13 protein-coding genes, 1 pseudogene and 1 riboswitch are annotated in these 13,812 nt (G+C 74.4%); of the genes and pseudogenes, 8 read left to right on the forward strand and 6 right to left on the reverse strand.

Going from position 1 to position 13,812, the window contains the following annotated elements; genetic code table 11:
• The 4 genes from CCN42_RS27305 to CCN42_RS27320 form a co-directional block, all read left to right on the forward strand.
• Nucleotides 1-767, forward strand: a 767-nt coding sequence (locus tag CCN42_RS27305; RefSeq protein WP_107427652.1) for a P-loop NTPase family protein, incomplete at its 5' end; no start/stop codon positions are given.
• Entirely contained in the window at nt 739-2,823 is a 2,085-nt protein-coding gene (locus CCN42_RS27310; RefSeq protein WP_086739590.1) for a YhgE/Pip family protein, read from the forward strand. The genes CCN42_RS27305 and CCN42_RS27310, both read left to right, overlap by 29 nt.
• 50 nt (nt 2,824-2,873) lie before the next feature.
• Nucleotides 2,874-3,503, forward strand: coding sequence for a TetR/AcrR family transcriptional regulator (locus tag CCN42_RS27315; protein ID WP_086171565.1), 630 nt, complete (start codon nt 2,874-2,876; stop codon nt 3,501-3,503).
• 401 nt (nt 3,504-3,904) lie between these two features.
• Nucleotides 3,905-5,398 (forward strand): phytoene desaturase family protein, encoded by a 1,494-nt coding sequence (locus CCN42_RS27320; RefSeq protein ID WP_086739592.1) that lies wholly within the window; start codon nt 3,905-3,907, stop codon nt 5,396-5,398.
• Nucleotides 5,399-5,426: 28 nt separating this feature from the next.
• On the opposite strand, the gene CCN42_RS27325 is transcribed toward CCN42_RS27320, so the two are convergent.
• The 6 genes from CCN42_RS27325 to CCN42_RS27350 form a co-directional block, all read right to left on the reverse strand.
• Complete coding sequence (locus CCN42_RS27325; protein ID WP_086739594.1) at nt 5,427-6,344, reverse strand: SCO2102 family sporulation regulator; 918 nt, start codon at nt 6,342-6,344, stop codon at nt 5,427-5,429.
• A gap of 56 nt (nt 6,345-6,400) precedes the next feature.
• Entirely contained in the window at nt 6,401-7,324 is a 924-nt protein-coding gene (gene metF / locus CCN42_RS27330; RefSeq protein WP_086739596.1) for a methylenetetrahydrofolate reductase [NAD(P)H], read from the reverse strand.
• Nucleotides 7,325-7,489: 165 nt separating this feature from the next.
• Nucleotides 7,490-8,146, reverse strand: coding sequence for a thiamine phosphate synthase (thiE, locus tag CCN42_RS27335; protein WP_086739598.1), 657 nt, complete (start codon nt 8,144-8,146; stop codon nt 7,490-7,492).
• 107 nt (nt 8,147-8,253) lie between these two features.
• Nucleotides 8,254-8,619, reverse strand: coding sequence for an Rv2175c family DNA-binding protein (locus CCN42_RS27340; RefSeq protein WP_086171562.1), 366 nt, complete (start codon nt 8,617-8,619; stop codon nt 8,254-8,256).
• Between the two features lie 90 nt (nt 8,620-8,709).
• Entirely contained in the window at nt 8,710-9,951 is a 1,242-nt protein-coding gene (locus CCN42_RS27345) for an NAD(P)/FAD-dependent oxidoreductase (protein WP_211294810.1), read from the reverse strand.
• Between the two features lie 32 nt (nt 9,952-9,983).
• Nucleotides 9,984-10,355, reverse strand: coding sequence for an avidin-fold protein (locus CCN42_RS27350; RefSeq protein ID WP_086739602.1), 372 nt, complete (start codon nt 10,353-10,355; stop codon nt 9,984-9,986).
• Nucleotides 10,356-10,407: 52 nt separating this feature from the next.
• Nucleotides 10,408-10,519, forward strand: a riboswitch (TPP riboswitch).
• Here CCN42_RS27350 and thiO point away from each other — a divergent pair.
• The 4 genes and pseudogenes from thiO to CCN42_RS27370 form a co-directional block, all read left to right on the forward strand.
• Nucleotides 10,517-11,706 (forward strand): annotated as a pseudogene (gene thiO, locus CCN42_RS27355) (glycine oxidase ThiO). (Overlaps the previous riboswitch by 3 nt.)
• Nucleotides 11,703-11,903: a sulfur carrier protein ThiS gene (gene thiS, locus CCN42_RS27360; RefSeq protein WP_086173635.1), complete on the forward strand. Its 201-nt coding sequence runs from the start codon at nt 11,703-11,705 to the stop codon at nt 11,901-11,903. The pseudogene thiO and the gene thiS overlap by 4 nt, the downstream one beginning before the upstream one ends.
• 3 nt (nt 11,904-11,906) lie before the next feature.
• Entirely contained in the window at nt 11,907-12,701 is a 795-nt protein-coding gene (locus tag CCN42_RS27365; protein ID WP_086739603.1) for a thiazole synthase, read from the forward strand.
• A gap of 100 nt (nt 12,702-12,801) precedes the next feature.
• On the forward strand, nt 12,802-13,812 hold a 1,011-nt coding region (locus CCN42_RS27370), incomplete at its 3' end, for a protein kinase domain-containing protein (protein WP_169731534.1).

Raw genomic sequence — 13,812 nt, forward strand, 5'->3', positions numbered from 1 at the left:
ACGCCCGGCTGCCGAAGCAGATGGCGGCGCTGCGCCGGATCAGCGCGCTCGCCCACGTGCCGGGCGTGACCGACCTGGACCCGTCGCTGACCGTGGGCGAGCACCTGCGCGAGCGGGTGCTGCTCCAGCGCCGGTTCGGTGACTCCCTGCGCGGGCTGCTCAGGCCGCGCGGGGAGCGCCGGGGCGAGGCCGCGCTGCGCATCGACGCCGCCCTGACCGCCGCGGGGCTCGACCGGGACGCCCTGCCCAAGGGCCTGCGGACCGCCGTACGGGACCTGGAGCGGCTCGAGGCCCTGCGGCTGTCGGTCGCCCTCGCGCTCATCGGCCGCCCGCGGCTGCTCGGCGTCGACGACACCGACCTGAAGCTGTCGGAGGCCGAGCGGGCCGAGGTCTGGGCGCTGCTCCGGTCGCTCGCCGCGGCCGGGACGACGGTGCTGGCGGTGTGCAGCGAGGCACCCGAGGACGCCGTGGCGGTGTCCACGCGCGCGGCGGAGGCGTCCGGGGCCGACGGGGACGGCGTACCGCCACGGGCCGGGGAGACCGACGAGACCGGGGAAACCGGCGAGACCGACGAGGCCGGGGAGACCGGGGAGACCGGGAGCGCCGAGCCGAACGGGTCGGCCCCGGAGCCCGGCACCGGGTCCGAGCGAGCCGACCGGGCCGACCGGGCCGAGGCCGCCGCGCCCCACGAGACGCCCGACCACCCCCAGGCCGACGACGAGGTGAAGGAGACGGCCGATGCGGTCGCCGAAACTGGCCGCGCTTGAGCTGCGGCGCTTCGCGCGGGGCAAGCTGCCGCGCGCCGCCCTGGTGGCGCTGTTGCTGCTGCCGCTGCTGTACGGGGCGCTCTACCTGTGGTCCTTCTGGGACCCGTACGGCCGGCTCGACCGCATCCCGGTGGCGCTGGTGAACGACGACCAGGGCGCCACGGCCGGCGGTAAGAAGCTGAACGCGGGCGACGACATCGTCGAGGGGCTGCGCGAGAGCGAGGTCTTCGACTGGCACGAGGTGAGCGCCGCCGAGGCACGCGCGGGCGTGGAGGACGGCCGGTACTACCTGTCGCTGACCATGCCGGAGGACTTCAGCGCGCGGATCGCCTCCAGCTCCGGCGACCTTCCCGAGACGGGCGCGCTCCAGGTGCGCACCAACGACGCCAACAACTACATCGTCGGGCAGATCTCGCGGACCGTGTTCAGCGAGGTGCGCACGGCGGCGTCCACCAAGGCGTCGCGGTCGTTCCTGGACAAGATCTTCATCTCGTTCTCCGACATCCACGGCGAGACCGTGAAGGCCGCCGGCGGCGCCGACAAGCTCAAGGGCGGCATCGGGAAGGCGGAGAAGGGCTCCAAGGACCTCGCGGACGGCCTGAGGGACGCCAAGGACGGCAGCGGCGACCTGGCCAAGGGCCTGCGGAAGCTGCACACGGGCGCGGGTGACCTGGAGGACGGCTCGAAGAAGGTCGCCGAGGGCACCCAGACCCTCGCCGACAAGGTCAACGGGATCTCCGGCAAGGTGGGGCCCTTCCTGAAGGACAACGAGAAGTTCATCGGGGACACCGCCCAGTTCGTCGCCGACTCGGCCGGCACGATCCGCGACAACCTCGACAGCCTCTCCGAGACGGCCCCGGCGGCGGCCGAGCGCGCGCGTGAGGCGTCCGGCACCCTGGCCGGCGTCTACCGGACCCGCTGCGAGGACGCCGTGCTGCCCGACGCGGCCTGCCCCGACCTGAAACTGGCCAAGGGCGCCGCGGCCGACGTGGCGTCGATCGCCGGCGACCTCGACACGCTGGTCACCGAGCACGACAGCGACCTGAAGAAGCTCGACAAGCACCTGGCCACCCTCCAGGAGCAGGCCCAGTCGCTCGCCGACCGCGCGCCGCACCTGTCCGAGGACCTGGACGACGCGGTCCGGCGGATCAACAAGCTGAACGAGGGCGCCGGGAAGGTCGCCGCGGGCGCCGCGAAGCTCCACACGGGACTCGGCACCGCGAAGACCGGCTCCGTGGACCTGGACGAGGGCGTCGGCAAGCTGAAGACCGGCGCGGACGACCTCAGCGGGGGTATGTACAAGCTGGTCGACGGCTCGGTGAAGCTGGCGGACGGGCTGCACGACGGCGCGGAGAGGATCCCCGACTACGACGAGCGGGAGCGCGACCGGCGGACCGAGGTCATGGCGGACCCGGTGCAGCTCGCCTCGCAGTCCCTGCACCGGGCGCCCAACTACGGCACCGGTTTCGCCCCGTACTTCATCCCGCTGTCCCTGTGGGTCGGCGCGATGGTGGCGTACATGGTGATCCCGCCGCTGAACCGGCGGGCGCTGGCCGCGGGCGCCTCCGCCTGGCGGATCGCCCTGGCGGGCTGGCTGCCGGTGCTGGCGATCGGGGTCGCGCAGACCGCGGCGCTGATGGCGGTGCTGCACTGGGCGGTCGGTCTGCAGATGGCCCGGGCGGCCGGGACGGTGGGCTTCCTGTTCCTGGTGACGGGCTGCTTCGCGGCGATCGTGCAGCTGCTCAACGCCCGCTTCGGCGCGGCCGGCCGGATCCTGGTGCTCGCCCTGCTGATGCTCCAGCTGACCTCGGCGGGCGGCACCTACCCCGTGCAGACCAGCCCGGGCTTCTTCAACGCGATCCACCCCTACCTGCCGATGAGCTACATCGTGGACGCCTTGCGCAGACTCATCACGGGCGGCGGTCTCGGCCCGGTCTGGCAGGCCTGCGCGGTGCTCGCGGCCTTCACGGCGGGCGCGCTCGCGCTGACCGCCCTGTCGGCCCGCCGCCGCCAGGTGTGGACGCTGGACAAGCTGCACCCGGAGCTGTCCCTGTGACCTCGCATCCCGTGCCCGCTCCGGTGGCCGTTCCTGTGAGAATCGGGGCCATGGAAAGCAGCAGCGCCCCGTCGGGCGGCAGCACGCGCCGCGAGGCCACCCGGCAGAAGCTCTACGAGGCGGCCGTCACGCTCATCGCCGAGCAGGGCTTCTCGGCCACCACCGTCGACGAGATCGCCGAGCGGGCCGGGGTCGCCAAGGGCACGGTGTACTACAACTTCGCCAGCAAGTCGGTCCTCTTCGAGGAGCTGCTGCGGCATGGGGTGGGTCTGCTCACCGCTTCCCTGCGGGAGGCGGCGGAGCGGACCGAGCGGGAGGGCGGCAGCAGGGTCGACGCGCTGGACGCGATGATCCGCGCGGGCCTCGAGTTCATCGCCCGCTACCCGGCCTTCACCCAGCTCTACGTGGCCGAGCTGTGGCGCACCAACCGGGCCTGGCAGTCCACCCTCATGGTGGTGCGACAGCAGGTGGTGGCGGTCGTGGAGGACGTGCTCCGCGCGGGTGTGGAGAACGGCGAGCTGGCCGAGGAGATCGACATCCAGCTGACCGCGGCGGCGCTCGTCGGCATGGTCCTGGTGGCCGCCCTGGACTGGCAGTCCTTCCAGCCGGAGCGCACCCTCGACGACGTGCACGCGGCACTGTCCCGGCTGCTCCAGGGCCGGGTCAGCGGCCGCCGCTGAGCCGCGGGGGAACCGGGCGGGCAGGCGAAGGCGCCGGTCCGAGGTGGCCGCGTCCCCCGCGGGCCACCGTGTGGACCGGCGCCTTCTGTCTCCCCCGTGCGTTCCCCCGTTGGAACCCCCGTCGGTCGTCCCCCGGTTCCCCCGTGCCTCGCCTCCGCCGACCTGGGCCGGCGGAAGGAGCGGATCGAGGGCCGCTCCGTTCCGGCGCCCCGTGTCGCCGGTGCCGGAGCCGCGCCCCTTCTCCGTGCCTCCACTCTCCCGTCCGCACGGGCCTTCCCCCATCCGCGCCCGTACTCATCTCGGCACCTAGGTACGGATACTCACCGCTGCGCACTCACCCCCAGACGCTCCCGGGGGTGCGGCCGGAACGACTGCCGGTGGCGGCGGATAAAGTCGCCGGCATGGCACGGATTGCGGTGATCGGCGCCGGGATGGGCGCGATGGCGGCCGCTGCCCGGCTGGCCGTCGCGGGCCACCGGGTGGCGGTGTACGAGCGGACGGAGACGTACGGCGGCGCGGTGCGCCGGCGGGAGCGGGAGGGCTTCTCCTTCGACACCGGACCGGGGCTGCTGCCGCTGCCCGCGGTCTACCGGGACCTGTTCGTCAAGACCGGGAAGGAACCGCTGGAGGCCTGCGTCGAGCTGGTCCAGGTGGATCCGTCGGCGCTGCACGTCCTCCCGGACGGCACGGCGGTGCCGTTGCCGAACGCCTCCCGCGCGGGCGTGGTCACCGCCCTGGACGAGGCCCTGGGCGCCGGGGCCGGGGAGCGCTGGGGCGACTTCCTGGTGCGGGCGCGGGAGGCCTGGGACCGCACCCGCCGGCCGCTCCTGGAGGAGCCCCTGTGGCCGAACTGGCAGGTGCTGGCCGAGCGCGAGCCGTACCCGGCGGTCCCGCACCGGAAGGTGCTGCGCACCCGCCGCGCGGGCACCCTCGCCGAGATCGGTGCCTGGGAGCTGCGCGACCCCCGACTGGCCGCCCTGCTGGAGAGCCACGCGCTGGCGTACGGCCTGGACCCGCGCACCGTCCCCGCGAGCGCGGCGGTGCTGCCGTACATGGAGCACGCCTTCGGCACCTGGTACGTCCGCGGCGGGCTGCGGGAGCTGGCCCGGGCGGTGTACGACCGCTGCGTGGCGCGCCGGGTGGAGTTCCACTTCGGTGCCGAGGTCGCGCGGGTGCTGGAGAAGGACGGCCGCGCGGTGGGCGTGGAGCTGGCCGGGGGCGCGGTGGCGGACGCGGACTTCGTGGTCGCCGGGGTCGGTCCCGGCACGCTCGGCCGGGTCACGCCGGGCCTGCCGGTGCGGGGCACGGACGGCGTCCCGGCCCGGCACGGGCTGCCGAGCCGGCTGACGGTGCTGCTGGCGCTGCGCGGCGAGCGGCCGGCGGGGACGGCGCACCGGACGGTGGTGCACGCGCCGGACCGGGACGCCGAACTTGGTCACGTGTTCGACGGCGGGGCGGCGGCGCCGCCCACGGTCACCGTGCTGCGGCCCGACGACCCCGCGCTGGTCCCGGACGCGGGCCACGAGGCGGTCACGCTGACGGCCGCGGTCCCGGCGGGGGCCGCCCCGGAGGAGCTGCGGGGACACGCGGACCGCATGCTGGCCGCCGCCGAGCGCGCCGTGCCGGGTCTGCGGGACCGTGCGCTGTGGCACGAGGTGCGCACGCCCGCCGACATCGCGGAGGCGACCGGCGTGGCGGACGGGTCGGTCCCGGCACCGGCGCTGGCGGCGGGCGGGGGACGGCTGCTGCACCCGGCCAACTCCACCGGCGTGGCCGGCCTGTTCACCGTCGGCGGCTGGTCGCATCCGGGCGGCGGGCTGCCGCACGCCGGGATGTCGGGCGCGCTGGTCGCGGGACTGATCGTGGAGGGCCCGGAGTTCCGGGGCTCCCAGTGAGCCCCGGGTACCGCGTGGCCCGGACCGCTCAGAAGCGGTACTGCTCGTCGTAGCCCTGGCCGTGCGCCTGGCCGTCGCCGGGGTGGCCGTACGGCTGCTCCGGCGGGAGCTCGCCGCCGAACGGGTCGTCGGTGGTGCGCTGCTGCGGGACCCACACCCCGCCCGGGGTCTCGCCGCCGTAGCCACCGGTGGCGAACTGGTCCTGGCCGTAGGCCTGCTGGCCGTACTGGGTGTCGTAGGCGGGGTCGTACGCGGCGCCGCTGTAGGTCTGGGTGCCGATGTACGGGTCCGAGTAGGCGGCGTACTGCTGCTGGCCGGTGGTGTCGTAGCCGTAGCCCTGGCCGTAGCCGGAGTAGCCGTCGTAGCCGTAGCCCTGGTCGGCGGTCTGCGCGGTGGCCGCGTACTGGTCCTGGGGGCGGTCGCCGCCCGGGTACCCGGAGTCGCCGTACACGCCGTAGGAGCCGGTGTCGTCGGGCATCGGCTGCGGCTCGTAGACGGCGGTGGTCTCGGCGGCCGCCGGGGCGGCGGCGCGGGCCGGGGTGAAGACGTCGTCGCGGTCGTGGTCGTCGTCGTAGAGGCCGCTGTCGTCACCCTGCGTGGCGTCGGGGTAGTCGCTCGCGCGGAGGTCCGACACCTCCAGGGTGGGCTCCTGCCGGTCGCGGCGGTTGCGCTTGCCGCCGCCGAGCGCCGGGCGGCCGGTGACCGCCCAGCCGGCCGCGAAGCCGCGACGGAACGACAGCGTGACGTAGGTCTGCCCGACGGCGAAGGCGGCGGCACCCAGCCCGATCACGACGACGGACGGGATCAGCACACCGACGACGACACCCAGGAAGCCGACGAACGCCAGCAGCCGCCAGCGCAGTCGGGCCTTGTACTGCAGCAGCACCTCACCGAGCAGCCACAGCGCGACGATGCCGAACGCGATGTAGAGGACCGTCCAGCCCATGTACGCCCCTCTCCCAGTGGCCGCTACGCAGTGTGTCGTAAGACCGTGCGGCCGGTCTAGGCCTGCGGTGGGTGGTGCAGGCCCAGGTTCTCGTAGATTTCCAGCGTCGCCGTGGAGTTGTTGAGCGTGATGAAGTGCAGTCCGGGCACTCCCTCGGCCAGCAGCCGCGCGCAGAACTCCGTGGCGAAGTCGATACCGATGGAGCGTACAGCGGCCGGATCGTCTTTGGCTGCGAGGATCCGCTCTTTCAGGACAGCCGGGAAGGCGGCGTTGGTGAGGGACGGGATCCGCTCCAGCGTCTTCACGCTGCCGATGGGCATGACCTCGGGGATGATCGGCGTGTCGCAGCCGGCCGCCGCGACCCGGTCGCGCAGCCGCAGGTAGTCCTCCGGGTGGAAGAACATCTGGGTGATCGCGTAGTCCGCGCCCGCGCGGCACTTGTCGACGAAGTGCCGGACGTCGGTGTCCCAGTCGGTGGAGCGCGGGTGCATCGCGGGGAACGCCGCGACGCCGACGCAGAAGTCGCCGGAGTTCTTGATCAGTTCGACCAGTTCGGCGGCGTAGGCGAGGCCCTGGGGGTGCGGCACCCACTCGCCCATCGGGTCGCCGGGCGGGTCGCCGCGCAGCGCGAGCATGTTGCGGATCCCGGCGTCGGCGTACTGGCCGATGATGTTGCGCAGGTCCGCCACCGAGTGGTCGACGGCGGTGAGGTGGGCGATCGGAGTGAGGGTGGTGTCCGAGGCGATCGCCTCGGTCGCCTTGACGGTGCCGGCGCGGGTGGAGCCGCCCGCGCCGTAGGTCACGGAGACGAAGTCGGGCGCCACGGCCTCGACCCGGCGCAGCGCGTTCCACAGCATCCGCTCGCCCTTCGGGGTCTTCGGGGCGTAGAACTCGAACGAGTACGTCGTCTTGCCGGTCGCGAGCATGTCGCGCACGGTCGGAGCGTGATCCGACCTGGTGGATGCGGTGCCGAGGGCCATACGGGCAGGTTAGCCAGGGGGCGGGGGTCACCCAACCGGAGGCAGGAAATTTGCCCGATTCGTCGCTTTGTTGTCCACCCCTTGGACAAAGCCGCGGACCGCGGGACCGGCACGGGTCCCGCGCCCGGGCCCGTACGGGCCCGCGCCGGGGCCGAGGGCTCGGCCCTACGCCTCCCGCAGCCGCTTCGCCAGCTCCGCCGCCGCCGCGCCGGGGTCGTCGGCCTCGGTGATCGCGCGCACCACGACGACCCGGCGGGCCCCCGCGTCCAGCACCTCGTCGAGATTGCCGAGGTCGATGCCGCCGATGGCGAACCAGGGGCGGTCGGTGCCCAGGGCCGCCGTGTACCGCACCAGGCCGAGGCCGGGGGCGTGGCGGCCCGGCTTGGTGGGGGTGGGCCAGCACGGGCCCGTGCAGAAGTAGTCCACGCCCTCCTGGACGGCGGCCGCGGCCGCCTCGGACTCGGCGTGGGTGGAGCGGCCTATCAGCACGTCGTCACCGAGGACGGCGCGGGCCGCGGGGACCGGCAGGTCGCCCTGGCCGAGGTGGAGCACGTCCGCGCGGGCGGCGTGGGCGACGTCCGCGCGGTCGTTGACCGCGAGCAGCTTGCCGTGCCGGGCGCAGGCGTCCGCGAAGACCTCCAGGTGCGCCAGCTCCTCAGCGGCCTCCATGCCCTTGTCGCGCAGCTGCACGATGTCCACGCCGCCGGCCAGGACCGCGTCCAGGAACTCGGGCAGGTCGCCCTGGCGCCTGCGGGCGTCCACGCACAGATAGAGCCGGGCGGCGGCGAGCCGCTCGCGGGCGGCTGTGGCGGTGTCGGGCATGGGTGTCCCCCCGTTGTCGACGGCGTACGGGCCGCGGCCCGGTGCGCGCCACGGCCCGTACTCCGGGCGGTTGTTCGAATCAGTGTGCTCGGATCACACCACGAGCGTCACACGGCGAGCGCCTGGGCCCGGCGCTTCACCTCCGTGCCGCGATTCTCGCTGAGGGCCTGCGCGGGCGTGCCGGGCAGGCTGTCGTCAGGGGTGAAGAGCCACTCCAGCATCTCTTCGTCCGTGAAGCCGTCGTCCCGCAGGAGCGTCAGGGTCCCGGACAGGCCCTTGACGACCTTGTCCCCGTCGATGAAGGCGGCGGGGACGTGCAGCGCGCGGTTCTCCCCACGGCGCACGGCGATGAGCTGGCCCTCCTTGACCAGCTGCCGGACGCGCGTCACCTCGACACCGAGCATTTCGGCGATGTCGGGGAGGGTGAGCCAGGCGGGGACGAGAGCATCGATCTTTGCGTCAATCTCGGTCACGTACCAAGCCTGCCATCCCGGACTGACAGTCGGTACCCGGGGCGGTCGCGGCAGGGCCGACGGAGTGGGTGGCGGGGCGCCCCCGGCCGGTCAGGCCGTCGCCGACTTCAGCGGCCGGCTCGGATCCGTGAGCAGTCCGGCGTCCATCGGGGTGCCCGCTTCGATCAGGCGGCGGCCCTGGGCCAGGTCTCTCGGGCGGCCCACCGCCAGCAGGGCGACCAGGCGCCGCTCGCGCAGCCAGCAGACGGACCAGGCGGGCCCGGAGGGGTCGCCGCGCCACAGGAGGGTGTCGGCGGACGCGTGGTGCCCGGCGTACTGGACGAAGCGGCCGAACTGCTCGGACCAGAAGTACGGGACCGGGTCGTAGACGGCGGAGGGCTCCCCGGTGGCGGTGCCGACGATGTTCGCGGCGACCGTGCGGGGGCCCTGGAGGGCGTTGTCCCAGTGGTGCACGAGCAGGCGCTCGCCGTAGCGCCCGGACGGGAAGGACGCGCAGTCGCCGACGGCGTACACGTCCGGCGCGGAGGTGCGCAGCCCGGCGTCCGCGACGACCTCGCCGTGCGGACCCAGCTCGATGCCGGAGCCCGCCAGCCAGGCCGTGGCGGGGCGGGCGCCGATGCCGACGACCACGGCCCCGGCGGGCAGCCGTGTCCCGTCGCCGAGGACCACCGCGCCCGGCTCGACGCGCTCCACGCGCGCGTCGAGCCGCAGCTCGGCCCCGGCATCGGCGTACCAGGCGGCCATCGGCGCGGCCACCTCGGCGGGCAGCGCCCCGGCGAGCGGCCGGGCGGCGGCCTCCACGACGGTCACCGCGCAGCCCGCCTCCCGCGCGGCGGTCGCGAACTCCGCGCCGATCCAGCCGGCGCCGACGACCACGATGTCGTGCTGCCGGCCGAGCACCGGCCGCAGCCGCTCGGCGTCGTCCAGGGTGCGCAGCAGGTGCACCCCGGGCACGCCCTCGGCGCCCGGCAGCGGGATCGGCGCGGCGCCGGTGGCGACGACCAGGACGTCGTACGGCACCGGTCCGGCCTCGGTGTCCAGCTCGTGGCCGGCGGGGCGCACGCCGAGCACCTCGCGGCCGAGGCGCAGCTCGATGCCGAGCGCCTCGAAGTCGACGTCGAAGGCGGAGCCCTCGGCGGTGCCGAGCAGGACGGCCTTGGACAGCGGCGGCCGGTCGTACGGCTGATGGGGCTCCGCGCCGATCAGGGTGACCGTGCCGGTGAAGCCCTGTTCGCGCAGGGCGACCGCGGTCTGCACGCCGGCCATGCCCGCGCCGGCCACGACCACCCGCCGCGGTGCGGACGATCCCCGTTCCTGCGTCTGCTCGCTCACCTGATCACCATAGACAACTGACAGTCCGTCAGTCAGTGGCCGTCACCCGTGACCTGCTGCACATCCGCGGGGATCTCCTCGACCACGCTCGTCCCGCGGCCGGGCTGGGACTCCCACTCCCAGCTCTCCTCCAGCCGCACCCGCCCGTCGGGCAGCTCCACCACCCGGGACACGCAGTGCCCCGAGGACGTCGTCCCGTCGCGCTTCAGCTGGACGTACCGGAAGTCCAGCCGGTCGCCCTCCCGGGTACCCACCAGGTGCCCGCGGACGACGTCGCCGCCCGCGTACTCGGCCCAGATCTCGCCGTCCTTCTCGTGGTAGGCGAACCGCGTGCGGGTGCCCACCTGGCCGGGGGCCTGGTCGGCGACGGGGGCGAGGACGAGACCGTCGAGAGTACGGGCCACGGGCGGAGGCTCCCTTACTGAGACATGCGGCGGCGGGCTAGGGTGGCCAACGTAAAGCACTCGCGGGAGCCCGGACGCACCGGGCTGAGAGGGAGGCTGGCGGCCTCCGACCGTACGAACCTGATCCGGGTCATGCCGGCGAAGGGAGGGGCTGGACGCCCATGTCGCGTACGTCCGAGACATCCGACGTCGGATCCGACGTCACCCCCGACGTCCTGGTCATCGGGGGCGGGATCATCGGCCTGGTCACGGCCTGGCGGGCCGCGCAGCGCGGGCTCGCCACGGCGGTGCTGGACCCCGAACCGGGCGGCGGGGCCGCCCAGGTGGCGGCCGGGATGCTCGCCGCCGTCACCGAGCTGCACTACGGCGAGGAGACCCTGCTCGGCCTGAACCTCGCCTCCGCGCGCCGCTACCCCGAGTTCGCGGCCGAGCTGACCGAGCTGACCGGGCACGGCCTCGGGTACCGCCGGTGCGGCACGCTCGCCGTCGCGCTGGACGCCGACGACCGCGCCCACCTGCGGGAACTGCACGCCCTGCAACGGGAGTCGGGCCTGCAGTCGGAGTGGCTGTCGGGACGCGAGTGCCGGCGCCTGGAGCCGATGCTCGCGCCCGGCGTGCGCGGGGGCCTGCGGGTCGACGGCGACCACCAGATCGACCCGCGGCGGCTCGCGGCGGCGCTGGTGACGGCGTGCGAGCGGACGGGGGTGGTGTTCCACCGCGTCCGCGCGGAGCGGCTCACCGTCGTCCGGGACCGGGCCACGGGCGTCGTCACGGCCGACGGGACCGTACTGGCCGCCGGACAGGTCGTACTCGCCGCAGGAAGCCTCAGCGGGCGGCTGGCGGGCGTCCCGGAGGCCGTCCTGCCGCCGGTACGGCCCGTGAAGGGGCAGGTGCTGCGGCTGACCGTGCCCGAGCGGTACGCGCCGTTCCTGAGCCGGACCGTCCGGGCCGTGGTCCGCGGCAGCCACGTCTACCTGGTGCCGCGCGAGAACGGCGAACTGGTCGTCGGCGCGACCAGCGAGGAGCTGGGCTGGGACACCACGGTGACCGCGGGCGGCGTCTACGAGCTGCTGCGCGACGCCCACGAGCTGGTGCCCGGCATCACCGAGCTGCCGCTGACGGAGACCCGCGCGGGGCGCGCCCCGGCTCGCCCGACAACGCGCCGCTGCTCGGCCCGACCGACCTCGACGGCCTGCTGCTGGCCACCGGCCACTACCGCAACGGGGTGCTGCTGACCCCGGTGACCGGCGACGCCCTCGCACACGCCCTGACCACCGGCGAACTGCCCGAAGAGGCCCGCCCGTTCACTCCCCAGCGCTTCACCGCCGCACTCACGGAGCAGCCCGCATGAACATCTCGGTCAACGGCGAGACCCGCGAGGTCGCGCCCGGCACGGCCCTCGGCACCCTGGTGCGCACGCTCACCGCGGCGCCCTCCGGAGTGGCCGCCGCCCTCAACGAAACCGTCGTCCCGCGCGCGCAGTGGGCGACGACCGCGCTCTCCGACGGAGACCGCGTCGAAGTCCTCACCGCCGTCCAAGGAGGCTGACCCATGGCCGACGACCCCTTCGTCCTCGGTGGTACGACCTTCACGTCCCGGCTGATCATGGGCACCGGCGGCGCGCCCAGCCTGGAGGTCCTGGAACGGGCCCTGGTGGCCTCCGGGACCGAGCTGACCACGGTCGCGATGCGGCGGGTGAACCCGGAGGTGCACGGCTCGGTGCTGTCCGTGCTGGACCGGCTGGGGATCCGGGTGCTGCCGAACACCGCCGGCTGCTTCACCGCCGGCGAAGCGGTCCTCACCGCGCGGCTGGCCCGCGAGGCGCTCGGCACGGACCTGATCAAGCTGGAGGTCATCGCCGACGAGCGCACCCTGCTGCCGGACCCGATCGAGCTGCTGGAGGCCGCGGAGACGCTGGTCGACGACGGGTTCACGGTGCTGCCGTACACCAACGACGACCCGGTGCTGGCCCGGAAGCTCCAGGACGCGGGCTGCGCCGCGATCATGCCGCTCGGCTCCCCCATCGGCTCCGGGCTCGGCATCCGCAACCCGCACAACTTCCAGCTGATCGTGGAGCACGCGCACGTGCCGGTGATCCTGGACGCGGGCGCCGGCACGGCGTCCGACGCGGCGCTCGCCATGGAGCTGGGCTGCGCGGGTGTGATGCTCGCCTCGGCGGTCACCCGGGCGCAGCAGCCGGTGCTGATGGCGGAGGCCATGCGGCACGCGGTCGAGGCGGGCCGGCTGGCCCACCGCGCGGGCCGTATCCCCCGCCGCCACTTCGCCGAGGCGTCCTCCCCCACGGAGGGCCGGGCCCACCTGGACCCGGAGCGCCCGGCTTTCTGATCCACCGGCGCCGCGGGGACGGTCACAGGTCTGCTGCAGTCCGTCCCCCGGGCGCCCGGAGCGACAGGTCGTGCCGGCGGCGGCTCGTAGACTCGCCTGCGTGGACACGACCCTTCAGGACCCTCTGGTCGGGCAGCTGCTCGACGGGCGTTATCGCGTCGAGGCGCGGATCGCGGTCGGCGGGATGGCCACGGTCTACCGGGCCGTGGACACCCGCCTCGACCGCGTGCTCGCGCTCAAGGTGATGCACCCCACGCTGGCGGCCGACGCCTCGTTCGTGGAGCGGTTCATCCGGGAGGCGAAGTCGGTGGCCCGGCTCGCCCACCCCAACGTGGTGCAGGTCTTCGACCAGGGCGCCGAGGGGTCGTACGTCTATCTGGCGATGGAGTACGTCGCCGGATGCACCCTGCGTGACGTGCTGCGCGAGCGGGGGGCGCTCGCGCCCCGGGCCGCGTTGGACATCCTGGAGCCGGTGCTGGCCGCCCTCGGCGCCGCGCACCGCGCGGGGTTCGTGCACCGCGACATGAAGCCGGAGAACGTCCTGATCGGGGACGACGGCCGGGTGAAGGTCGCCGACTTCGGACTGGTCCGCTCGGTCGACACCGTCACCAGCACCACCGGCACCGTCCTCGGCACGGTCTCCTACCTGGCCCCCGAGCAGATCGAGCACGGCACGGCCGATCCCCGCGTGGACGTCTACGCCTGCGGCGTCGTGCTGTACGAGATGCTGACGGGCGGCAAGCCGCACGCCGGGGACACCCCGGCCCAGGTGCTGTACCGGCACCTCCACGAGGACGTCCCGCCGCCCTCGGCGGCCGTCCCGGGCCTGGCGTACGCGCTGGACGAACTGGTCGCGTCGGCGACCGCGCGGACCCCCGGGACGCGTCCGCACGACGCCGTGGCGCTGCTCGCGCAGGCCCGGGAGGCGCGGGCGGCGCTGAGCGACGAGCAGCTCGACGCGGCCCCGCCGCAGGCGCTGGCGGCCGAGCACGACAACGCGGAGGACCGCACCAGCGTGATCCCGCGCGCGCTGACGGTGCCGCGCCCGCTGCCGGTCGACGGGGACGAAGAGGACGCCGCGCCGCCGGGCGGCCGAACCAGCCGGCTGGAG

The organism is Streptomyces glaucescens, assembly GCF_002154375.1.
GTDB classification, from domain to species: Bacteria; Actinomycetota; Actinomycetes; order Streptomycetales; family Streptomycetaceae; genus Streptomyces; species Streptomyces glaucescens.